The organism is Pantoea sp. X-Soil-OKNW-713 (assembly GCF_059730685.1).
The window spans coordinates 231,193-255,103 of the sequence record NZ_AP035996.1 but is presented as its reverse complement, the minus strand read 5'-3'; the positions used below and the strand labels follow the sequence as shown (position 1 = coordinate 255,103).

Below are 23,911 nucleotides of genomic sequence, written 5' to 3'. Positions count from 1 at the left end.
TCTTTAAAATGTCCTGCTAATCTCAGCCGCCGCATATTGCGGCGGTGAAACAGTGACTCCGGACTCACCATTAATTCTCCGCCACATCCCGGCAAAAATCTCCCCGAGCATTTTGTTGCCAAACTCCGACAGATGATTGCTATCACGGTACAACGGCACCTCACCGCGCGCGCCATAACAGAAATGGTTATCACACAGCGCCTGCGTGGCATCGAGTAACGTGACATTGGGGATCTCCGCCACCACCTGATGCAACATCCTCAACGCATCCTGATTACGCGCCAGATATTCCTCACGCGGTAACTGGATAGCGAAAGGCTTTCCGCGCATCGCATCGCGTGTCATGCGGTAAATAACGTCGTAATCAAATTCCGGTACCGGCGTCATGATGAATACTTTGCGGTGCGTAGCCAGTTTCTTCACTGCTCGGGTGAAATGTTTCTGGAAACTTGTCAGTGAACTGACTTCATTGGCGAACGTATATTGTGGGATATCGTCGCTGCTGCCATTTTCACCATGTAAATACAGTGAAAAGCGATTGATGATCAACACCGAGGCCTGGGGATATTTCTCTTCAATGGTGGTGAGGGCATTTTTAACAAAATCCCCGCAATCAGGTCGTCCCGGTCGGTTAATATCAGGCACCGTCGGACAACCCGACTGCGCGATAAATACCACCGCATCAGAGGCTGCATTACCGCTGGCGACTACCGAAGATAAAAGCGCATTAGCATGGCTGTCGCCCAATACCACCAGATTAACTTCATTGCCCTCGCCGAAAGTACATTGCGGAGACTGCTTGCTGTTCACCACCAGACACCCGCGCGCAGCGGTAAAACGTTGTTTTGCGTATTGACTAATCTGGCTAACGCTCTGCGGCGCGCGGGCTGGAAATCCCTGTTGTGCGACGATTAACAGGGCGGCCAGCAGCACCAGCGCCGCATTCCCCAAAGCCACTGGTGTTGTTGCACTCAGTAAACCCGCTTTATTCTCTACCAGCGCCCAGGATAATCCCCCTAACACCAACGACAAGGTGATTAACACGGCCTGGCTGACCGGTGTAACCGGCAAATCCGCCAGATGCCAGAACACCCACAGCGGCCAATGCCACAAATAAATGGAATAGGATGCTTTGCCAATCGGCTGTACCACGCGGTTATTGAGCAACGGACTATCGTTCGCTGTAACGTGAATAATTAACGCGGTCAGCACTACCGGGATGAGAGTCATCAAGCCAGGCCATGTGGTTCCTGCATCAATCCACATCGCGCTGGCAATTAACCCCAACAGCGCAGGCAATATCACCCAACGTTGCCCGGTCAGCCGACTGTTGGGTGCCAGATATACCAGCCCCCCCGCCAGCATCTCCCATGCGCGGGTTGGCAACATAAAGTACGCCAGGGTGTCATGCAAATGCGTCACCACCAGCGCCAGGGTAAATGACAGCAACGCACCAATTGCCATCACCCAGCCAAACTGACGCCGCAGATAACGGGCGGTAAACATCAGCGCCAGCGGTAGCAGCAGATAAAACTGCCACTCTACGCTTAACGACCAGGTATGTAGCAGCCATTTATACATCGAACCGGCATCAAAATATCCGGCTTCTTTAAAATAAACGAGGTTAGAAATAAAGCTCAGGCTGGCGGCAATATGCCCGGAGAGGGTTTTATATTCATCGGGCGGAATCAGGAAATAACCCACCATCAGCAGGATGGCGCACATCGCCATCAGCGGAGGAATAATACGGCGACAACGGGATGCATAAAAACCTGACAGCGAAAACCTTTGCTGTTGCAGACGCGAAAGAATAATTCCTGTCATCAAATAACCGGAAATGACAAAGAAGATATCCACGCCAAGAAATCCCCCGCTGATACCACTGACACCAACGTGATACAGCAGCACCAGGATCACGGCGTAAGCACGCAGGCCATTAATATCAGCACGGAAATTCATACGGAATCGTCCATACAATTTGTGTATTTTAAAATCGTAAATTTGCCACCGATGCGAAGCAAGAGAGTTATTTCATTTTGTTTCCGTGGGTTTATTTTTGCCGGAACTGAATTCCTGAGTTTTATCTAAAGATTTCATCAGCAAAACCAGATGGCGATGGATTATACGGCGCGGCGGTGATTTTTTTCACATCATGAGTTGTGAGGAGATAATCGGAAAAGGTCGCAATGTTCCCCATCGCGGGCCTGATACCCTATCGCCCCGCATGGCTGCGCAAAATGCCAGCCAGTAGCCAGGCCAGGGTTAACTGGCTAGTGAGCCGAAAATACTCTATTAATTGGCTCATTAAGTGAGCCGAATAAGTCATTTTATCGGCTCATCCAGCGAGCTGATTAAAAAAACTTTCGGCGCGCTGGCTTAGAGGCGCAACTACAGCGATTTATTACCTGGTTTAATGACAGCCGCACAGATGTGCTGCTCGATCCACTCTTACGCGCCGGGTTATGTCATCTGTGGTTTGTCACCTTACATCCCTTTGATGACGGGAATGGGCGCATTACCCGTGCATTAACCGATTTGGCACTGGCACAGTCGGATAGCCAAAGTATTCGTTTGTATGCCATGTCAGCATCAATTCTGGCGCGACGCTCCGACTATTACCGTATCCTGCAAGAGACGCAGCGCGGAGGAATGGATGTCACAGCCTGGCTTGTGTGGTTTCTGGAAGTGTTGAATGACAGCCTTGAACAGGCATTGTATGCAGTAACGCGCACGCAAAATAAAGCGCGTTTTTGGTTGGTTCATCGTGCCACCGAATTTAGGTCTGGAAAGGTTGTCAGGAGGCGGTCGCAGCACCCGGTATCAGATCAAATATTCAGATTGATACCAAACGTAGCGGCGCGATTTATCGCGCAATTTGATGCAATGTAAGAAAAAACCGCGCGATAAATCGCGCCGCTACGGGGGAAACAATCACGCCGTCCCTGAAGACGGCGTGGTGTTAAATCAGGCGGCTTTTACCGCGCGGGGTTTCTTTTCAGGTGCATCCGCCGGTGCCTCTTCGGCCTCATCGGCTTTGGCGGTTTCGGCTGACGCCGTCTCTTCCGCGTTTACCGGCTCCGGCAGCTTGCTGGTACGCAGGATATGCTGCACTGCGTCTTTCTGCTCTGCCAGTTGCAAGCCCAGCGCCTCGGCCTGGCCTTCATCCATTTCAGGATTGTTTTGCAGCAACCAGTCAGTAAAGGCATCTGCCATGTCGAGCATTTTGTCCCAGGCATCTGCGTCTTTTTTATTGGCAAACGTCATTTTCTCTTCACCCTTTCTGACCACAACATATTTGGTTTCGACTGCCATGATGCACCTCGTTAACTGTATTTATATACAGTATATTCCGAATTATCGTTGCCAGGCAATGGTTTTTTGCCTGTCAGGCGATCAATTCCTGCAAAAAATCCGCGAGTGCTTTGCGCGGATCATCCTCTTCAGAGACGATCATCTCAATCCCCCACTGCCCCAGTACCTCTTTCGCCACCGGATTATTGCGGTTGGTAAACAGGTAAGATTTCGGTCGCGCCGATGCCAGTCCAGTACGCCCCCACATCTTGGTCAGGCGATAGAACAACAGACGGATGTTGAAATCGCTGATGCTGTAGCCCACAAACAACACCGAGTTCCCCATCACATCATGAGTCAACTTAATATCCAGCGGCGAATCGAAGTACAGTCGTTCAAAATAGCTGCTTTCATCAAGGACAATCGAGGTGTCATCGTCAAAATCACCATGTAATTTGATGATATGCCGCTTATCTTCAGTGAGCGACACCAGATCGGCGGCATTTGCGACCTTACTGTAGGGCACGCCATGCGCCTCGTGCGCCATCTCCAGCCAGCGATCGTAATTGGTCGTGTAGATGCGCGAAAAATTACCCTGGGTGATCATGGTATGGATTTCTGAGCTGCGCACATCAATATCCGGGCGATGCCATTCACGGTCCATCCAACTACGCAACGGGCCGAGCGACCCTTTACGCTGCTTGTAATATTCCGCCAGCGACAGATGCGTACCGTAAGTATTGAAAATTTTCGGATCGTAGCCCAGTTCATTGGCGAGATGCGCAATCAGCTCATGCCACTCCGGCAGGCCGAGGTTACGCGAAATCCCGGCCCCGGCAAACAGAATCAGCTTGCCAGCATCGTAGGCGCGTTTCAGTTCCGGTTTCATGCCAATCCCCGTGACGTTTTCAAAAATGTGGCGAAGCGATCCAGCGCCAGGCGACGCATGGAAATCTCGTTTTTCAGCTCGCCCATCTCGGCAAAGGTTTGGCTGTGTCCTTCCGGGATAAACACGCAATCCCACTGAAACTGGCGCGGTCCCGCCGCCTGCGCAGCAATGGTGCCACGGACTTCACCTTCAAACAGGTACATTTTGCGTCCATCGCAATAACCCAATACGGTTTTTGCGGTCACGCTCTGGCTCTCCAGCCCTTGCACCAGCTTGGTAAAACGTTCCGCCTCGAGGCGATTCCAGAAGATACGGGTCAGTCCGGCCGGTAAGCCGTTTAACCCGTCGAGATACAGGCCAGTATGCTCAACAAACAGCGGGCGACCGATAATCGAGAACGCCTTAGTGAGCTTATCGCGCACCAACTCGACTTCATTTTCGGTCTGGATCTCTTCGATACGGCGCGCGATGGGGATCACCTCGACACCGACCGGCTCAAGGATGGTGCGTACTTCAGCCAGTTTATGCTCATTAGCCGACAGGAAGCGTATTTTCATTGCAACCAGTTGATTTTAAATGGGTGGATTGCAGCAGTTATGATTGTATGACGCAGGATAGCTGCTTTTTGTGACGGCGGTTTTAGTCCCGCCGTGTTTGTGAGGATAGTGCAGTTTATTTTGAATGCAACTGTTTGACCAATAAGTAGCGGCGCGATTTATCGCGTTTTTTCAGGTAGTTCCTGCACATGATGAATATTCGTTACAGCACCCTCGCCAGAAAGCGCTTCGTCCTTTCATGACGCGGCTGATTGAGCACCTGTTGGCTGCTGCCCTGCTCGACAATCCGGCCATCCACCATAAACACCACGTTATCCGCCACTTCACGGGCGAAACCGATCTCATGGGTGACGATCACCAGCGTTGTGCCGGACCGCGCCAGTTTCTTGATCACATCCAGCACCTCACCCACCAGTTCCGGGTCAAGCGCCGAGGTGGGTTCATCAAACAACATCACGCGCGGATTAAGCATCAACGCACGGGCGATGGCGATACGCTGCTGTTGACCACCAGAAAGATGGCGCGGCCAGGCATCCGCCTTATGCCGCAGGCCAACGATATCCAGCAGCTCGCCAGCACGGTCTATCGCTGCGCGGCGCGTGAGCTGGCGATGCGCTATCGGCGCTTCAATCAGGTTTTCCAGCACCGTCAGGTGGGGAAACAGATTGAAATTCTGAAACACGTAGCCCACGTTAATACGCTGACGCAGAATGGCTTTCTCTTTTAATTCATAGAGTTTATCGCCGCGACGCTGATAACCAATGTAATCGCCATCAATCTGGATAAACCCTTCATCCACCCGCTCCAGATGATTAATGGTGCGCAGCAGCGTCGATTTTCCCGAACCGGACGGCCCGAGGATCACGGTGACGGAACCGGGAGCGAGTTCCAGCGACACATCATCCAGCGCCTGATGTTTGCCAAAAAACTTGCTGACATGGGTGATGCTGATGGCACCGGTGGCATGGAGATTACGGTAATCAATGGCTTCGGACATGGGAGAGATCCTCAGTAGTGGCGCGGTTGCGCCATTGACGCCAGCGCGAGGGTTGCGGTTCGCGGGTGACGCTGCGCGCCAGCCAGCGTTCAACGCTGTGCTGCAATAACGACAACACGGTGGTGATAATCAGATACCAGGCAGCCCCAACCATCAGCAACGGGATCACCTGCTGCGTGCGGTTGTAAATCATCTGGATGGTGTAAAAAAGTTCAGGCATCGCCAGCACATAAACCATCGCCGTGCCTTTGGCGAGGCTGATGATTTCATTAAATGCAGTGGGGATGATGGCGCGCAGCGCCTGCGGCAGAATGATGCGGAACGTACGACGCGAAGAGGACAAACCCAGCGCCGAGGCAGCTTCAAACTGCCCGTGATCCACACCGAGAAAGCCACCGCGAATGATTTCGGCGCTGTAAGCGCTTTGTACCAGCGTCAGGCCGATCACCGCTGCCGGGAACTGCCCCAGCACGTTGATGGTCTGGAAATGCCCCCACGACAACGCGGTAAAGGGAATGCCGAAGGAGAGCGTGTCGTATAAGTAGGAGAAGTTATACAGAATGATCAGCACCACAATCAGCGGCAGCGAACGAAACAGCCAGATATAACCAAACGCCAGCCAGCTCAACAACCACGAGGATGACAGCCGTGCCAGCGCCAGCAGGCCGCCGAAGATCAGGCTGAACACGGTGCCAAACAGCGTCAGCAACAGGGTTTGTCCCAGCCCGCTGAGGATCACCGGATCGAAAAACCAGCGGGCAAATACGCCCCATTCCCAGCGCGGGTTAAACGCCACCGACTCAATCACCCCGGCGAGGATAAACAGCGCAACAATCGCTCCGAAGGTGCGCGCCGGATAGCGCGCCGGGACCACAGTTAAAGGTTGTGCAGATTTCATGCAGGCTCCTTGCTGTGCACATCAATCACTTTCAGGAAGCGCAAGCGCCCGTCATGTGGCGGCTGGCCGTAGATCTCCATATCGTCACGCAGTTCAAACTGCGGCTGATAACCGTGGCCGATATACAAATGCACCGCTTCCGGCTGGCGGAAACCGGTGGTGAGGAAAATACGTTGATAACCGGCGCGCAGCGCGCGCCGTTCCAGTTCCTGCAAAATCAGCAGCGCCAGCCCCTGACGGCGCAGGTCGCTACGTGTCCAGATCCGTTTGAATTCAGCGGTGTGGACGTCATAGGGTTTGTACGCCCCCATGGCAATGATCTCGCCGTCCCGTTCCAGCACAATAAACAACCCATGCGGCGCTAAGTACCATTCGGTCTGTTCCACTTCTTTGCTATTGCGGAAGAAATCACCGTAGCGCGCCTCATATTCGCCGAATAATCCGGTGAGAATTGGCTGTAACTCGGGCGCTTCCGGTGACACTTCACGGAAAACTTGTTGGCTCATGCCGCCTCCTTAATCGCCCAGACCCGCCGGATTCACTTCCGAGCGGTCGATATGTTCGACACCCTCACCCCAGCGATTAAGTACCTTGAGATAGTCGCCGTTCTGCATCACGCCATTCAGCGCGGTGCTGATCGGTTCCGCCAGACCGCTGCCTTTCTTCACCGTCACCGCGATGTGCGCCGCTTTCGGCCAACCACCGTCGACGCTGCCGACTAAACGCGTCTGTCCGGTCAGGGCCGCTTTCCAGGCACCAATCACGTTGGGGCCGAAGTAAGCGTCAGCCCGGCCCGATTGCAGCGCGAGGGTTTGTGCCGCGTCATCTTTGGTGTAGATCGGCGTGAACGGTTTCAGACCTTTGGCCTGATTGGCTTTGTCCCATGCCAGCAAAATCGCTTCCTGATTGGTGCCGGAACCGACGATGATGCGCAGCCCGGCGATATCTTCCGCTTTGGTGAGGGATTTTATCGGGCTGCTGGTTTTGACATAGAAACCGAGCGAGTCCTTGCGATAAGTGGCGAAATCGAAGCGTTCTTTACGTTCTTTGGTCACGGTGATGTTGCTGATGGCGGCATCGTATTTACCGGAAGCCACGCCGAGCGGCCAGTCCTCCCATGAGGTTGGCACGATCTTCAGCTTCAGCCCGAGGCTATCCGCCACCAGCCGGGCAATATCCACTTCGCTGCCCAACAGGGTTTTGTTGTCATCGCTGAACACCGTCAGTGGCGGTGAGTTCTGCGCCGCCACCGCCACGGTAAAGGTGCCGGGCGCGGCGAAATGGTGTCCGGCGGGGATCTGTGCCACGGCAGCACTGTTTTTGCTGGTGTTGATCGGGGTTTTGTTCGCTTCAAGGCTGACCTGCTGGCCGTTCAGCGCCACCTCTTCGGCGAGGGCGGCAGCGCTGCTGGTCAGTAATAACAGGGCGATGAGGGAGATCTTCTTCTGCATAGCATCAACTCGCTTTTATTGTTGTGTGAACTGATTAACCGGATCGGACAGACCGAAGCTGGCACGCAGCGTGGTCCCAGGGTATTCAAGGCGTGACAAACCGCGTGCCTGCAAAATCGGCACGACGCGATCAACAAAACGTTCGAAGCTATCCGGCGTACCGCCGTTAATAATGAAACCGTCAGTTGCTGCACTTTCGAACCACAGTTGCAGGCCATCCGCCACCTGTTCTGGCGTACCGTGGAACAGCGGGCGCGGCGTGGCCGCCTCCAGCGCCGCCTGACGCAGCGTGTGGCCGTTCTCGCGGGCTTTACGTTTGATTTCATCGGTGGTGCTACGGAAGCTGTTCTGACCGATATCGCCGATATCGGGGAAGGGTTCATCCAGCGGGTATTGCGAGAAATCGTGGTGGTCGAAGAAGCGACCAAGGTAATTCAGCGCATCCTTAATCGACACCAGCGCGGCGGTGGCTTGATACTGACGCTCCACATCCTCGGCATCATCACCCACAATCACCCCAACCCCCTGGAAGATATGCAGATCCTCGGGCTGGCGGCCATTGGCGACCAGCTGCTTTTTCACATCGCGGTAGAATGCCTGGGCCTCTTCGCGCGTCGGCTGATGGGTGAAAATGGCGTCAGCGTGTCGTGCTGCCAGCTTTTTACCATCTTCGGAGGCACCGGCCTGAAAGATAATCGGACGCCCCTGCGGCGTGCGCGCGATATTCAGTGGCCCCTGCACCTGGAAGAAATCACCGTGATGGTTGAGAGTATGCAGTTTGGTGACATCGAAGAACTGCCCACTCTCTTTATTGCGCACAAAGGCATCCTCTTCCCACGAATCCCACAGCCCTTTCACCACCTGTAAATATTCGTCGGCGATGCGATAACGCAATGCATGCTCAGGATGCTGCTGGCGCGAGAAGTTTTTCGCCGATCCTTCCAGCGGCGAGGTCACCACGTTCCAACCCGCACGTCCCCCGCTCAGATGGTCAAGGCTGGCGAACTGGCGCGCCACGGTAAAAGGTTCGCTGTAGGAGGTGGAGACGGTGCCCACCAGGCCGAGATGCTGGGTGACGCCCGCCAGGGCTGACAGCAGCGTCAGGGGTTCAAAACGGTTAAGAAAATGCGGAATCGACTTGTCATTGATAAACAGGCCGTCGGCAACAAACAGGAAATCCAGCTTGCCCTGCTCCGCTTTGCGCGCAATCTGTTTGGCATAATCAATATTGATGCTGGCATCGGCCAGCGCCGCCGGATGACGCCAGGCAGACATGTTGCCGGATGCACCATGCAGAATGGTGCCCAGTCGAAGTTGTCTTACAGTCATAATGGTCCCTCTTTAGCCATAGCGAAGCCTGACGGCATCGCGCAGGATGCCGCTACAGGTGAATATCGGGTTGAAGAATGGGTTAATTCAGAATGGCGTCACGACATCGGGCATTGAGATGTTGCAGCGCCTGCTGCGCCAGTTGCGTGAAATAACTGGCAGCAGGGGCGATCAGCGCTTCATCCGGGTTAAATCCACCATGATGCAGGCCAAAATCGCTGGCGCTGCCGATGCTGACAAAAGCGCCGGGGATCTGTTGCAGATAAAAGGCAAAGTCCTCACCACCGAGATGCAGATCGGCGTTTTGCACGCGATAGCCTGCCTGCTGCGCCACATTACTGGCGAAAGCAGCCCAATGCGCGTCGTTCTCCAGCACCGGTGGCCCGGCGTGCCAGCTCAGGCTGGCGCTGGCTCCGGCGGCAGCCGCCACGTTCTCGACCAGGCGGCGCACCCGTTGTTCCAGCTGCTGCCGCACTTGCCGGTCGTGGGTACGGGCTGTTCCACCAAATTCGACCTCACCCGGCAGCACATTCCAGGTTTTTCCGCCATCGATGCGGGTAACGCTCAGCACCAGGCTATCGAGCGTATTAAAGCTGCGGCTGGTCAATGATTGCAGAGCCTGAATAATCTGGCTGGCGACCAGGATACTGTCCACTCCCTGTTCCGGGTGTGCGGCATGTGCCCCGGTGCCGCTGACGCGAATCACAAAGCGATCGGCATTGGCATAAAAAGCGCCAGCGCGCGTGGCGAAGGTGCCGGTGGGCAAGCCAGGCTCGTTATGCATCCCAAAAATCGCCTGCACATCCTGCAACACCCCGGCTTTGATGAATTGCCGTGCGCCGGTGGCGTTCTCTTCACCGGGTTGAAACAGGATACGGATACGCCCCGTTAGCTGCGCCTCCTGAGCCTTCAGTTGCAGCGCCGCACCCAGCATCACCGCGCTGTGCACATCATGACCGCAGGCATGCATCACACCGGTATGACGCGAACGAAACGGCAGGCCAGTGGCCTCATGAATCGGCAAACCATCGATATCGGCGCGTAGCGCAATCACCGTATCACCCTGACCGATCTCCGCCACCACACCGGTTTCCAGCGCATAATCCAGCAACCGTATCCCGGCGGCTTGTAGCCAGCCGCGCAGACGGGCGGTGGTTTCCACTTCGTGACTGGAGAGTTCCGGCCAGCTGTGCAGCTCGCGTCGCCAGTCAATCAGCTGTTGTTGCGAAAATTGCGTCATAGGATGTCTCCGGGGATGTTGCTCAGGCCGCGACCAGACGATGGGTTGCCAGCAGTTCAAGGGATTTCAGGCGGGCTTGTTCTTCCACCACCGGCGAATCAATCACAAACTCATCAATGCCGAAGTTCTGATGCAGCGCCTCCAACTGGGCGTGCACCTGTGCGGCGGTGCCTTTCAGTAACGATGGGGTACGGGGTTCAATCACGTAATTGCTGTATCCCCCCTGACGCACATAACGTTCCGCTTGCTCCAGACTGGCAACGTTCACGCTCTGACCGCCCTGCACATTGACGTGAAAGAAACGCAGATTACTGACCAACAGATCAGCCGCTGCCGGGGAATCCGCCACCACCACCTGCACCGCCACCAGTGCGCGTTGACCGTTGCTGAGTTGGTGATAACGTGCCAGCACCCGCTCCATCAATTCACGGTCGCCATTCAAATGCGCGGCGAACACCAATTGCCAGCCAAGATCGGCTGCCAGCCGGGCGCTCTCTTCGCTGGCCCCCAGCAGAAAGCGATTGGCCGGGCGGGTGGGTTGCGGCGTGGCGACCAGTGATTCTTCATCATGTTGTTGCGTTGCGGGCTGAAGCCAGCCATCCAGCAGCGCCAGTTGTTCGGCAAAACTGCCTTTTTCAGCGACATGGACACCGAGTTGCAATGCACGCGTCGACAGCGGCAGACCTCCGGGCGCTTTACCTACGCCAAGATCGATCCGGCCCGGTGCCAGTGAGGCCAGCAGGTTGAAGTTTTCTGCCACTTTATACGGGCTGTAGTGCTGCAACATCACACCACCGGAACCCACGCGGATATGGCGCGTCTGACCGATAATCCACGCCATCAGCAACTCGGGTGACGGGCTGGCTAACTGGGTAGAATTATGGTGTTCCGCCAACCAGAACCGATGATATCCCCAGGCTTCCGCCTGCTGCGCCAAATGCAGGGTACGATGCAGCGCGCCAGTCGCACCCTCTCCTTCCGCTATCGGCGATTTATCCAGCAAACTCAGTCGGTATGACATGCGCCTTATCCTTTTCCATCGTGAATATGGCGGCTAGTGTGGAACGGGGAATAACGTTCGTAAAACAACAAAATCGACAAAGTGAATTAGAAAAATAGAAATAGCCCTGAGCACGCAGAGGGAAGTATCCCTCCCTCTGAATCAGCACTCACCAGTTATTTGATACTCCCGGCTAGCGGGTTTTCAACCAACTTGATTCGGCCCCAGTGTTTATCTTAAATACTTCTTTAAACGGAAAGTAATGATCTAATGCATCCTGATATACCTGATCAGCAGGTATCAAACGGATAAGTGATGCCGGGTATCTATTGGGTAACATGTAAGCGTCGTAATAGTCCGGCCGCATTTTTTTAACCACCCCACTTATCAGGGATGGTCCAGCAAAATCAAAAAAGGCCTTCCGGTAGTTGATAAATTCAGTGTCAGATACCTGCGTTTTCACGCCATTAACTTCCTGATAAAACTTTCCATTATCATCCTGGTAAGGTCGAGGAGAGCTAACCATTTCCTGGTATTTTTTCATACCTGATCGCCTTTCAATTTCGGCAATAATCTCATCTCTCACCAGGCTTTTCTCCAGACTGGCAAAGTGACTGCCGTTATAAATTTCCTCGTTGGACATTACGTGATTACTTAACAGGAAATCACCTTTGGCGGCATAAAGGGTGTTGGTCCACTGAATTTGATCATCACAATCCATATAAACACCATCATATCTGTACCTCAAAATATCAGATGCTAATGAACAGTTGGGATAATCACCGTTGACGGCCTTATCATAAACAAAACCTGATGCTGTCTGTTTAAAATCTCTATAGAAAGGCTCCTCTCTGATATTACTTACCTGAATGGCAGAACCCTCTGATTTTAATCGTTCCTTGATAGATTCGTACACCGAATCTGAAACATCCAGATGCAGGATTGACGCATACTCACCACTTCGCTTTTCATTAATAAGAAGGTTATTAATAATGTTTTCAGGAATAGCATTTCTCAGCCAGATATAATGTATTTTTTTCGGCACCATAAACATCTCATGCTGCGGTGGTAACTCTGGCAGATTGCCTAATACCTGAATCCTGCGGGTCTGGCGTGGCTCTGGAATCAGACCTGAGCTTTTGGCTTGCTTGAATTGTTTTATCGTCCCCGATTCAAATTCTACCCCGTTCCACCATTGCGGATTGCCTAACGGAGCATCCTGATAAAATGCCGTGGCTCGCCACGTTTTTAACGTTGCATCATAGGCCACCATTTGCTTATAACCATCCTTATCAATAAAATAGCTGAGTACGTTGTCGGGAAATCCATCTATCGGAAGATCTACAAATGTCTGAGGCAGCAGCGGTGGCATTGTTATCGGTTCTTTTGCGCCTGAAACTGTTAGCTGTAATCCGGAATGAGACTCTGAGTAAATAAACTTACGATAGCCCTCTGTGGTTCTTTGCCAAAAAATATTTTCCTGCGCACCATCCTGCTCAAGATGTAACCAGGCTTTCTTGCCATTCAATATACCGGCTTCAGCCCAGACGAGTTTACGGCCTTCATGGGTTGTATTCTGAGTATCAACAAACAGCCCCTTAAGGTGGCTGCCATTAGAGGACAACAGAGTGTTTCTCTCACGCAACGCAGGATTAAATTCATGAAGTGGAATATCCATAAACGCTTCATCTGCGGCATAAAAATGCGACCAAATACCGCTAACATCATCATACGTCACCTTAATATCCGGCAAGGATTGTTTTAATACTGACATTTCACTTTGAGTCAGTCCTTCTGGTATCCGGGTTTTAATCGTCCGATACCCATCTGATGTCTTTTCAAGGTTATCCAGCACCACCTCTCTTCCTGCTACATCTTTACCGAAATAGATCTGGTAATAGCTTACTGACTGACCTTCAATATTTTTTTGCACTTTATACAATCCAGGCAGTCCTTCTTTCGTTCTCACCACCCCCTCATCAATAAAGGAAAAATAAGACAAGCGCGAGCGATAATTGGCTCCTTCTGGCTGTTTGAAATTCAAAAACTCCAGTGCCCTATCCGGTAGTAACGTAAATACTCCGCCGGGCAGGCCGATCTGATGACCTGATGCATCTATTATTTTTCCTGTTTCATGGAACTCATTACTCGTCACATCCCAGCGCCAGGTATTTCTGCCATTTATCTGTTGCATACTCCCTTTAATTATTTTGGGTGCATATTCGATTGTTCGGCTGGTGTCAAAGTTGGTGACATACACCTTTTCATAGAGTTTCTTATTCAGCAACGCTGCTGAAGGTTCGAGGTCCTGGAGACTGTTCAATTCAGATACCGAAAGTCTTTCCAGTTTTCCATTCATCTCGATAAATCCATCTTCCGCGCGCGCCTGGAGTTTACCGGTGTTGCCGTCAATATTCGGCACTTCATACCATTCATCATGTGCGACAATATGGGTATCACGCATATAAGTGCCAGATGAATCAACCTCCCGAACATAGAGCCAGCCTTTCTCTTTATCTCTAAAGAGATTTACAGGCATATCTTCCCCTTCCGACGGAACCAGTCTCGAGTAGAGCTGCGATTCTTCATGGGTCATCAGACGTAAACGGTTTCCTTCACTGAGGTAACGTTCCTGTTCTAAACCCAGTACCTCTTCGGGAATGGTCCGGATAAATAAGTCCCCGGTACGTTCCAACGGAATGGGTCCTTCCGCTGCTTCTCCCACCGTTAGCGCATCATATAACCACAGCGTGCCTGACTTTTCATGCAACATTGCATTAACAAAAGGCAGCGCGTTATTTTTTCTCAACTGATTGATAATTAGCGTTTGTTCCAGGAACCGCTGCCCTGACAGATGGTCACTGTTCTTTGAAGTGCTGGCCTGCTGAGCTTTGCCGGTTTTGAAAATACCTCTGCGCGTACGTAGACTGGACAGAACTTGCACAGTTCCTGCAATTTCATCCTTGCTCATTGGCTGGTCCAGCAGCATCTTACCGCCCCTTCGCAACATGCCAATCATGCCTGTCGTCGTAATGATATATCCCTCGTTACTGGAAAAAACGGCGCTATAGATAAAATCCATCACGGAGGTAATGGTCGCTCCCGCACTATCATCCTCTGGCAAGCTATCATTCATCACCGCCCTGAAGAGGTTTTTGCGTGACTGGACGTCACCCATGGCATCTCGCCAAAGTTCCCTGATCATCGAAAAGGGCGCTTCCAGCACGATGGCACCAAACTTCAGGAGAAAACCAATTTTCTGCTCTAACGTCAGATCGTCGAGAGTTGTCGTTCTGATGGCATCGTCATCCACTTGCGCAGAACGAAGAGCGTAAAACCCGGTCTCACCCCCAAAGCCAACATGAAGATGCCACTTTACCGGGACCGCAGGAAGAGTGCCTTGTGGATCAAGGATGGCTGGTTGAGCGACATAGCCGATGGTGGCAAGAATATTTTCCTCATACGGAAAGGTGACGCCCCCGAGGCGAAAACCATGTGCTGAAGAAACGCCATGTTCCGTTGTCACACCATAAAGTCCGGCCTGAGACAACAACTTCAGGAAAGAGATCCCATGCTCTTTTCCAGGTTGCATCTGGAAACCGTTATCCGTTTTTATCACTCTGATGGCTGTCAGATTGAGATCATCAAGTCGTTTTCTCATTGCCTCTGGATTCTTCGCATGACGACTCAAATAACGGGTTGATGGTATCGGAATAAAGTATTCGCCATTTCGTCCAATTCTGACCGGAAATAACCTTTCATCAATGAGACACCACATATCCTCACCACGGTGAATTAGTCCATCTCCTCCCGCAGTGACTGACCCGGTAATTTTCCCCCGCGCGGTATAAAACTGCTGAAGGAACTGACGCAGATGCTGATCCTGAGGCGCGACGGTGATGGTGGAGGGAGTATCTGCTGTTGCCGGTATTCTGATGAGTTCTATCGGATCCAGACCTTCAGCCGTCAGCGACATCGGCAATATTTTAGACACCGGGAATCGATATTTGACAACCTGAAATACCTTACTGCCATGTTGCTCAGGCGATTTCATATTGAAATACGCGAAATCCTGATCTGGCCGTAACGGTGTGCTCTGAGTCCCCATTCTGGGTGTCGCGTTCAGTGCATATTCATCCAGATTAATTTCGGTATGGTTCTGAAAAACAAGACTGCCATTCGCCTGCATGTGTAGAAAGAAAGGCTGAGTACGCAATTCTGTTGGTTGATTAGGGGAAGTCCAATTGGCCGGCGACAACGTAGACTGATTCAGCCCAATAAGTTGCATTTCTGCTGCTATTTTTTCCGCATCTGCTGGCCCGTTGACGGATGTATCAGCCATCACCCCCCATCTTGTGGGCAGAATAAAAGGAGCGGCAATCAGACGTTCGCTTATGTGAATGCCTGAGGTTAACCATGTATTCATTATGTCTGACAAACTGTTGTTCACACCACTGTCGGCCAGATCAGCGATTTCTATACCAGGTTTCACATCGGACCTAATCACCTCTAGCCGGTCTCCCGGCATCAGCGTGTTGGCAATAATCTCCATCCCACTCTGTTCTCCAGCAACAATGCCAAAAAACGCCAACGGCAAAATATCAGCGGTAACCTGCTCTTCAATAAAATGCCGTCCACTACCGCCGGGACCAAAACGGGTGATCATAGTTCCCCCGCCCGGAAAGGTCTCAGGGAGCGTATCGTTTCTCTGCCCTATCGCCGGAGTACACACCGCATTTTCGCCCGGTATTTTCTCCCGGATAAAAGACATACAGGAACCAGCCGGTACCACAAAGGCTGCTGATGCCCGATTTTCATTTTTGTCAGGTGATGGGGCGTTGTGCTGAAAACCGATAAGCCTGTCATAGATATAAAGGCGAAAGTCACGATCGGGATGCCCGATCGCTTTCTCACTGGAGGAGGCAAAACTGACGCCAGTTTCGGGTAAAACCTGCTTATCCATTAACTGAGTACTGTTGTTATGCTCCTCGAATCCGGAGGAATCTCCATGTGATGGCTCAATGGTCGTGACCTGTTGTACCACCGAGCGGCCAGCCAGATATTGCGCCACCGGATCGGCCAGTGTCGCCACCTCCCTTGCCATCAAGATGGCAAACAGGTCGCTCTCTCGTGATGTCCCTCCAACCTGGCCCGCCAGGAACGCCCGGCAAGCCAGGCGGAAATGATTTTCATCATCCCTCTCGTCCAGCGCATTTCTCTTCGCCGCTGGCCGAATAATTTCTATCAATTGGGATAAGATCGCTTCGTCAATTTCCAGATGTACGGGTAAATCTTTCCAATAGCATTTTACGATGATACTTGCCGTCTCACTCACGCGAGCCAAACGTGCCGCTATAAGATCTGACAGACCAGCCGCAGGTGCAGAAGATGGGGTAAGTAATTTCGTCAACAACTTTTGTGCGTCAGGGCAATTAAGTAAATCGCAAGCTTTAGGAATATCAATATAGAGGGCAATTGCTTCATGGGTTGTGGCGCCAATAAATGCGGCAAATCGGGAAAACGTTTTCCCTGCCACCGCAGGCACATCAGGGGCATAACGCCTCAGTAATAAATAAACATCATCCGCCGCTAGTCTGAAAGTTTGTCTGCTATTTTCTGCCAGACTACGGCTATAATTACTGTTAAAGCGTACAGCCGATGCCATGACACGATCAATTCTCTTAGCCATTTCACTGGTATTGTTCGCCACTTTAATCATTAACGCAGCAGCAGAAGTTAATATACCACCATCAACTTTCATTTAAACTCCTTTTATATTTTACATTTTCAAAATCAATTAACCAATGCAAACAAAACAGCAGCATTAATTACGCCAACACCCGTGCGCGATATTAAAATAGCGAAGTGTCGAGCTTAATTAATTTTAACGCATACGAAGGAATAGCTCTTGATTAATGCCTGAACAAATGAAGATATTATCGTGAAGTTAAAATGAATATAATTATTATCATTTCTTCTGGCAGTCTGGAATTTAGATGCAGCGGCCGCATTTATTACGCGTCACTGGCGTTAATTCTGCGCGATAAATCGCGCCGCTACAAAGCGAACGATCGGTAGCGGCGCGATTTATCGCGCATTTTTACCCACCCCGCCATTTATTTTTTCCGGCAAAGCTTAGTGCATTTCCTTTGTTCAACTCCGCGCCGCGGCATTCGATGATGAAAACCGCCCGTCGGGTAATTGATAACAAAGGAATTCACCATCATGAAGCAACGTTTTCACTTGCAGGCATTAACTTTCGCCCTGCTGACCGGGATCTTTAGCGCGCAGGCAGCCGACACGCCGGTAAAAGGCGGGACGCTGATTTATCTGGAACAACAACCGCATACCAACCTCTATCCCCCCGCTGGCGGATTCTACCCGAACGGCGGCATTCTCAATCAGATTACCGACAAACTCACCTGGCAAAACCCAAAAACTTTGCAGGTTGAACCGTGGATAGCCGAAAGCTGGAGCAGCAACGCCGATAAAACCGAATACACCTTTAAAATTCGTCCGGGCGTGACCTTCTCCGATGGCACACCGTTAGATGCCAACGCCGTGGCAAAAAACTTCGATACTTACGGGCTGGGTAATAAAGCGCAGCGCTTGCCGGTGTCTGAGGTGATCAACAACTACGATCACAGCGAAGTCATTGATCCTCTGACGGTGAAGTTTTACTTCAAAAAACCGTCACCGGGCTTTTTACAGGGCACCGCCACCATCGGCTCAGGGCTGGTTTCCCTGAGTACCCTGCAACGCAGTTTTGACCAGCTTGGCGATGCTCGCCATATCATCGGTTCCGGGCCGTTTGTGGTCAGCAATGAACAACTGGGCCGTGAAGTGGACCTGGTGGCGCGCAAAGATTATCACTGGGGGCCAAAAAACATTCAGCAGCAAGGCCCGGCCAATCTCGACGGCATCAAAATTATTGTGACGCCTGAAGATAGCGTGCGTATCGGCGCGCTGCTGGCCGGACAGGCCGATTTTATCCGCCAGGTACAGGCGTATGACGAAAAACAGGCCACCGCACAAAACTTCCCGATTTATGCGGCCCCCACGCGTGGTGTCAACGACAGCATCAGTTTTCGCCCGGATAACCCGCTGGTCAGCGATGTGAAGGTGCGTCAGGCCTTGCTGCATGCCACCAATGCGCAGCAAGTGGTGCAAACCCTGTTCTCTCCCAATTATCCGCAAGCGACGTCCGTGATTGCTGCCTCAGCGGCGGGTTACGTCAACCTGAGTGACAAGCTGAAGTACGATCCGGCACTGGCGAAACAGCTGCTGGAGGAGGCAGGCTGGCATACCGACAGTGATGGCATCCGTGAAAAAGGCGGTCAGAAACTGGCGCTGACGGTGTATGAATCCCCGCCTCAACCACAAAACAAAGAAGTGCTGCAACTGGTGGCGCAGCAGTGGCGTCAGGTGGGCGTGGTGCTGACGGTGAAAGCCGGTGATGCGGGCAGCAAAACCCTGGATAACCTTGATCCGCTGAAAACGCCGCTGACGGTGTCGGAAGTGGGGCGTGCCGATCCGGATGTGGTAAAAAGCATGTTCTATCCCACCAATCGTGATGCGCTGCTGCAAAAAGGCGGATCCAGCGACAAGGTGAAAAATTTCCGTGACGACCAACTGAACAGCTTGCTGGTCAATATCTCGGCGGAAGTCGCACCACAAAAGCGTCTGCAATTAACCGCAGACGCCCAGCGTTACCTGCTGGACCACGCCTATGTCATCCCGATTTTTGAAGAACCGCAGGTGTTTGCCGGTGCGCCCTGGCTGAAGGGCATCAGTTTTGAAGCCGTAGGCCGTCCGTCGTTCTACGGCGCGTGGCTGGAAAAACACTAACGGGGGCTGACGATGCGACACTCTCTGCTGCACAGGTTGGGACAAAGTCTGCTGGTGCTATGGGCGGCGTTTACCCTGTCGTTCTTTCTGCTCCAGGTGCTGCCGGGCGATGCGGTTCTGATTAAGTTTCAGAACCCGGACCTCGGCCTCAGCCCGGCGCAAATTGCGCAAATGAGGCTGGCGTACGGGGCCGACAGCCCGATCTGGCAGCAGTATCTCCATACCCTGCTGGCGATGTTGCGTGGTGATTTTGGTTATTCGGTACAGGCTGGGGTCGCGGTGAGCGCATTGATCGCCAGTAATCTGCCAGCCACCCTGAGCCTGGCACTACCGGGTTTTCTGTTGGCGGCATTGCTGGCGTTTGCCCTGGCGGCGTTGTCACGTCTGCCGGGCCTGCGTGGGCTGCGAACATTTTTGCAATCAGTCCCGGCGTTATTTATCTCGTTACCCACCTTCTGGCTCGGCATCGCCTTGATCCAGATGTTCTCCTTTCAACTGCGCTGGATCCCGGTCATCAACCCTTCCCCTCTTCAGGGCTTGATTCTGCCGGTGATCACCGTGGCGATCCCTATCTCCGCGCCGCTGGCGCAGATTTTGTTGCGCAGCATTGATGAAGTCGCTACCCAACCCTTTGTCGCGGTGGCGCGCGCCAAAGGGGCCAGCGAAAACCGGGTGTTATGGCGTCATGTGCTGCGCAATGCGCTGCTGCCGGTACTGAACATCGCCGGTTTACTGCTCGGCGAATTGATTGCCGGGGCGCTGATTACCGAAACCGTGTTTGGCCGCAGCGGGCTGGGCCAACTGACGCAGCAGGCGGTCAACAATCAGGATGTCGCGGTACTTCAGGCGGTGGTGATGATCTCAGCGCTGGGGTTTGTGCTGATTAATTTGCTGGTGGATGTGTTGATGCCATTGCTCGATCCTCGTTTGCAACCTATTCCAGGAGGCCACTGATGAGTCTGGTGGATTACGCAGCCGCACGCCGTGGCGAACGCGTGTCTGGCCCACGCGCCAGGTTATCGCTACAACCGGGTTTGTGGCTGGCGTGGGGGGTGATAACGCTGGCGCTGTTAGCCGCCCTCGCGCCGGGACTGCTGACCCATTTCAGTCCCACCACAGGCATCGCCGGCGCGCAGCGATTGCCGCCGCAGGCCACTTACTGGCTCGGCACCGACCAACTCGGACGCGACCTGTTCACCCGCATCGTGTATGGCGCGTCGCAGTCGCTGGCGGCAGCCTTTGCCGCCGTGGCAATGGGGTTTGTCGGCGGCACCACGCTGGGGGTGATTGCCGGGGCCGTCGGACGACGTACCGAAAGCGTGCTGATGCGGCTGGTGGACGTGTTGCTCTCCATCCCTTCCTTGCTGCTTTCCCTCAGCATCCTGATTTTGCTGGGATTTGGCACAGTTCATGCGGCACTGGCGGTAGGTATTGCTTCGGTTGCCAGTTTTGCCCGCCTGGCGCGCGGTGAAGTGGTACGCGTCAGACGCAGTGAATATGTCGAAGCCGCATACGGCAGCGGCGGCAGTTTCTGGCGCGTGTTATGGCGGCATATTTTACCCAATTCGCTGACGGCGGTGGTCGCCTTTGCCGCTCTGCAATTTGGTCAGGCGATTCTGGCGCTCTCCACCCTGAGTTTTCTCGGTTATGGCACCCCACCACCGACACCGGAGTGGGGATTGTTAATCGCGGAAGGTCGCAATTATCTCGCCACCGCCTGGTGGCTGACCCTGTTTCCCGGCATCGTGGTGGTCGCCGTGGTGCTGGCCGCCAACCGCATCAGTCAACAATTGGCCGGAGGCGCAAAATGAGCGCATTGCTGACCCTTGAAAACCTCACCCTTAGCTATCGCCAGCAGGGGTTATGGCGTCCGGTGGTACATAACGTCAGCTTCAACTTGCAGGCGGGCGAAATGGTGGCGCTGGTCGGCGAGTCCGGCTCCGGTAAAACCACCACGGCTCAGGCGATTATTGGTTTGCTGGCGGAAAATGGTCGCCGCGACCACGGACGGATTCTGCTTAACGGCACTGATATCAGCAACTGGTCCGCCAAACGGCTGGATAGCCTGCGCGGGGTGCGCATCAGCCTGGTGCCGCAGGACCCCGGCAACTCGCTCAACCCGGTCAAGACCATCGGTGAACAGGTGGGTGAGATGTTGCAACTGCATCTGCGCATCAGCCGTCAGGAGCGGCAGCAGCGGGTGATTGAGTTACTGAGCCGCGTCGGCCTCAGCCATCCCGAGCAGCGTGCCGCCCAGTACCCGCATCAACTCTCCGGTGGGATGAAGCAACGGGTGTTGATCGCAATTGCCCTCGCCCTGCGCCCGCAAATTATCATCGCCGATGAACCGACCAGCGCGCTGGATGTGACGGTACAGAAGCGCATTCTCGATCTGCTGGACGTGCTACGCCGGGAATCCGGCACCGCCGTGCTGTTCGTCACTCACGATCTGGCGCTGGCCGCGGAACGGGCGGATCGTTTGCTGGTGTTTCGTCACGGTGAGATTCAGGAACAGGGTGACACCGCGCGGGTGATCCATGCTCCGCAGCATCCCTACACCCGCCAGCTTTTGCAGGATGCTCAGCTTAATCGCCTGGCGCAGGCTCCGCAGGTGAACGCGGCGTTTTCCACCCCGGCGATACAGCTTTCCGCCATTGGTAAACAGTTTCAACTGGGACGACGGCAGCAGTTTCATGCCCTGCGCGAGGTCAGCGTCAGCGTGCCGCGTGGCACCACCCACGCGCTGGTGGGTGAATCCGGCTCAGGTAAAACCACCCTGGCGCGCATTCTGGTCGGTTTTGAGAAAGCCGACAGTGGCCGCGTTGTGATTGATGGCATTGACGCCAGCGGCCTGAGCAGCGAAGCACGTCGCCAGCTGCGACGCAAAATTCAGTTCGTTTATCAGAACCCGTACGCATCGCTCGATCCGCGCCAGACGCTGTTTGCCATCATCGAAGAACCGCTGCGCAATTTTGAGCGTCTGAGTCGTGACCAACGCCGTCAGCGGGTTGAGGCGGTGGCGCAGCGCGTGGCACTGCCGCTGGAGCTGCTGACACGCAAAGCACGCGAATTGTCCGGTGGACAGCGGCAGCGGGTGGCGCTCGCCCGCGCGCTGATCCTCGAACCGGCCATTCTGGTGCTGGATGAAGCCACCTCAGCGCTGGATGTCACGGTGCAGGCGCAGATTTTGCAACTGCTGCAACAGCTCCAACGCGATCTTGGCCTGACCTATCTGTTTATTACTCACGATCTCACTACGGTGCGGCGGCTGGCGCATAGCGTCACCGTGCTACGCGCCGGAGAAGTGATAGAACAGAGTGACGTTGTCACCTTGTTCACTGCCCCACAGCATCCCTACACCCGGTCATTGATCGAGGCGATTCCCGCTTTCCGTCCGCTGATTAAGGAGTCTGCATGACGCGCAAACGCATTGGTTTTTTTACCCGTCTGCTGGATGAAGGCAGCGCCCAACAGCGCTACTGGCTGGCGACCGAACAGATTCAACACGCCGAGCGCTGCGGCTTCGACAGCGCCTGGATCGCGCAACACCATTTTCATGAGCACGAAGGTGGGCTGCCTTCCCCGCTGGTGTTTCTCGCCTATGTGGCAGCGCATACCCGCACCATCCGTCTTGGCACCGGCATCATTACCCTGCCACTGGAGAATGCGCTGCGCGTGGCGGAAGACGCGTCGGTGCTGGATTTGCTCAGTAACGGGCGTCTGGAGGTCGGTTTCGGCTCCGGAGGCACGGCGACCTCGTTTCTGCCGTTTGGTCTGACAATCGAGCAACGCGCGCCTTTTTTTGCCGAACAATTGCATAGCGTATTGAGTGCCTGGCGTGGCGATAGCCTGGCGCATCCCGATAACCATCTTTATCCGGCGGCCACTTCATTGCCACAGCGGGTGTGGATCGCCACCTTTTCGGTGGAGGGAGCCGCACGCGCCGGTCAGGCGGGGCATGGTTTGATGCTATCGCGTACCCAACCGCGTCCCGTCGAACAGCCCGATTTGCCGCTGGATGCGTTGCAAAACCCGATGATCGACGCCTATCTGGCGGCGCTACCGGCAGGGATTGCGCCACGTATCCTCGCCTCACGCACCGCCTTTGTCGCGGATTCCAGCGGCTATGCGCGGCGTCTGGCGCAAGCCGGTTTGCAGCGTCAGGCCGACCAGTTTCGCGCCAGTGGACATCACCTGTCCGGTGATTCACTGGATGACCATATTCGGCAGTTTGACGCCCATCTCGGCGATGTCGCAGCGGTGCAGGCCTCACTGGCGCAGGACAGCGTGCTGGCGCGCGCGACCGATATCACCTTCCAGGTGCATTCGATTGATCCTCCCCACGCCGATATTTTGCGCTCGATTGAACTGATTGCCGACCACATCGCGCCACAACTGCGCAATGCTTAAC

Annotated in this window: 17 protein-coding genes and 1 pseudogene; 6 read left to right on the top strand and 12 right to left on the bottom strand. The window is 53.8% G+C overall.

What is annotated here, in order from left to right; all coding sequences use genetic code 11:
- Positions 1-3: 3 nt before the first annotated feature.
- On the bottom strand, positions 4-1,959 hold the full coding sequence (locus AC6I8R_RS21600) for an acyltransferase family protein (protein WP_497832880.1): 1,956 nt from the start codon (positions 1,957-1,959) through the stop codon (positions 4-6).
- 408 nt (positions 1,960-2,367) lie between these two features.
- Here AC6I8R_RS21600 and AC6I8R_RS21595 point away from each other — a divergent pair.
- Positions 2,368-2,842: pseudogene (locus AC6I8R_RS21595) on the top strand (Fic family protein); the annotation flags it as partial.
- 122 nt (positions 2,843-2,964) lie between these two features.
- On the opposite strand, the gene AC6I8R_RS21590 reads toward AC6I8R_RS21595, so the two are convergent.
- From AC6I8R_RS21590 to AC6I8R_RS21540, 11 genes are all read right to left on the bottom strand, one after another.
- Entirely contained in the window at positions 2,965-3,312 is a 348-nt protein-coding gene (locus AC6I8R_RS21590; RefSeq protein WP_415174597.1) for a YebG family protein, read from the bottom strand.
- Between the two features lie 73 nt (positions 3,313-3,385).
- Positions 3,386-4,180 (bottom strand): SIR2 family protein, encoded by a 795-nt coding sequence (locus AC6I8R_RS21585; protein ID WP_013511679.1) that lies wholly within the window; start codon positions 4,178-4,180, stop codon positions 3,386-3,388.
- On the bottom strand, positions 4,177-4,737 hold the full coding sequence (locus AC6I8R_RS21580) for a non-canonical purine NTP pyrophosphatase (RefSeq protein ID WP_497832879.1): 561 nt from the start codon (positions 4,735-4,737) through the stop codon (positions 4,177-4,179). Before AC6I8R_RS21580 ends, AC6I8R_RS21585 begins: the two co-directional genes overlap by 4 nt.
- A 202-nt stretch (positions 4,738-4,939) precedes the next feature.
- Positions 4,940-5,734 (bottom strand): amino acid ABC transporter ATP-binding protein, encoded by a 795-nt coding sequence (locus AC6I8R_RS21575; RefSeq protein WP_415174599.1) that lies wholly within the window; start codon positions 5,732-5,734, stop codon positions 4,940-4,942.
- Entirely contained in the window at positions 5,718-6,632 is a 915-nt protein-coding gene (locus AC6I8R_RS21570; protein ID WP_497832878.1) for an amino acid ABC transporter permease, read from the bottom strand. The genes AC6I8R_RS21575 and AC6I8R_RS21570 overlap by 17 nt, the downstream gene beginning before the upstream one ends.
- Complete coding sequence (locus AC6I8R_RS21565) at positions 6,629-7,138, bottom strand: GNAT family N-acetyltransferase (protein ID WP_415174601.1); 510 nt, start codon at positions 7,136-7,138, stop codon at positions 6,629-6,631. Before AC6I8R_RS21565 ends, AC6I8R_RS21570 begins: the two co-directional genes overlap by 4 nt.
- A gap of 9 nt (positions 7,139-7,147) precedes the next feature.
- Complete coding sequence (locus AC6I8R_RS21560; protein WP_208725747.1) at positions 7,148-8,083, bottom strand: ABC transporter substrate-binding protein; 936 nt, start codon at positions 8,081-8,083, stop codon at positions 7,148-7,150.
- A gap of 15 nt (positions 8,084-8,098) precedes the next feature.
- Positions 8,099-9,412: an LLM class flavin-dependent oxidoreductase gene (locus AC6I8R_RS21555; protein ID WP_497832877.1), complete on the bottom strand. Its 1,314-nt coding sequence runs from the start codon at positions 9,410-9,412 to the stop codon at positions 8,099-8,101.
- An 82-nt stretch (positions 9,413-9,494) separates the two neighbouring features.
- Positions 9,495-10,652 carry an amidohydrolase gene (locus tag AC6I8R_RS21550; RefSeq protein ID WP_497832876.1) on the bottom strand — a complete coding sequence of 386 codons (1,158 nt, stop codon included), beginning with the start codon at positions 10,650-10,652 and terminating at the stop codon, positions 9,495-9,497.
- A gap of 22 nt (positions 10,653-10,674) precedes the next feature.
- A complete protein-coding gene (locus AC6I8R_RS21545; RefSeq protein WP_497832875.1) occupies positions 10,675-11,673 on the bottom strand; it encodes an MsnO8 family LLM class oxidoreductase in 999 nt (332 codons plus the stop codon).
- Positions 11,674-11,845: 172 nt separating this feature from the next.
- Positions 11,846-17,413 (bottom strand): glycosyltransferase family 32 protein, encoded by a 5,568-nt coding sequence (locus AC6I8R_RS21540; protein ID WP_497832874.1) that lies wholly within the window; start codon positions 17,411-17,413, stop codon positions 11,846-11,848.
- A gap of 464 nt (positions 17,414-17,877) precedes the next feature.
- Here AC6I8R_RS21540 and AC6I8R_RS21535 point away from each other — a divergent pair, with 464 nt between their 5' ends.
- Genes AC6I8R_RS21535 through AC6I8R_RS21515 form a run of 5 tightly spaced genes read left to right on the top strand, consistent with a single transcriptional unit; the run spans position 17,878 to position 23,910 of the window.
- Complete coding sequence (locus tag AC6I8R_RS21535; protein WP_415174606.1) at positions 17,878-19,500, top strand: TIGR04028 family ABC transporter substrate-binding protein; 1,623 nt, start codon at positions 17,878-17,880, stop codon at positions 19,498-19,500.
- Positions 19,501-19,512: 12 nt separating this feature from the next.
- Positions 19,513-20,454, top strand: coding sequence for an ABC transporter permease (locus AC6I8R_RS21530; RefSeq protein ID WP_415174607.1), 942 nt, complete (start codon positions 19,513-19,515; stop codon positions 20,452-20,454).
- Positions 20,454-21,311, top strand: a complete 858-nt coding sequence (locus tag AC6I8R_RS21525) for an ABC transporter permease (protein WP_415174608.1) — start codon at positions 20,454-20,456, stop codon at positions 21,309-21,311. Before AC6I8R_RS21530 ends, AC6I8R_RS21525 begins: the two co-directional genes overlap by 1 nt.
- Entirely contained in the window at positions 21,308-22,918 is a 1,611-nt protein-coding gene (locus tag AC6I8R_RS21520) for a dipeptide ABC transporter ATP-binding protein (protein ID WP_497832873.1), read from the top strand. Before AC6I8R_RS21525 ends, AC6I8R_RS21520 begins: the two co-directional genes overlap by 4 nt.
- Entirely contained in the window at positions 22,915-23,910 is a 996-nt protein-coding gene (locus AC6I8R_RS21515; protein ID WP_497832872.1) for a putative FMN-dependent luciferase-like monooxygenase, read from the top strand. Before AC6I8R_RS21520 ends, AC6I8R_RS21515 begins: the two co-directional genes overlap by 4 nt.
- The last annotated feature ends 1 nt before the right edge of the window (position 23,911 follow it).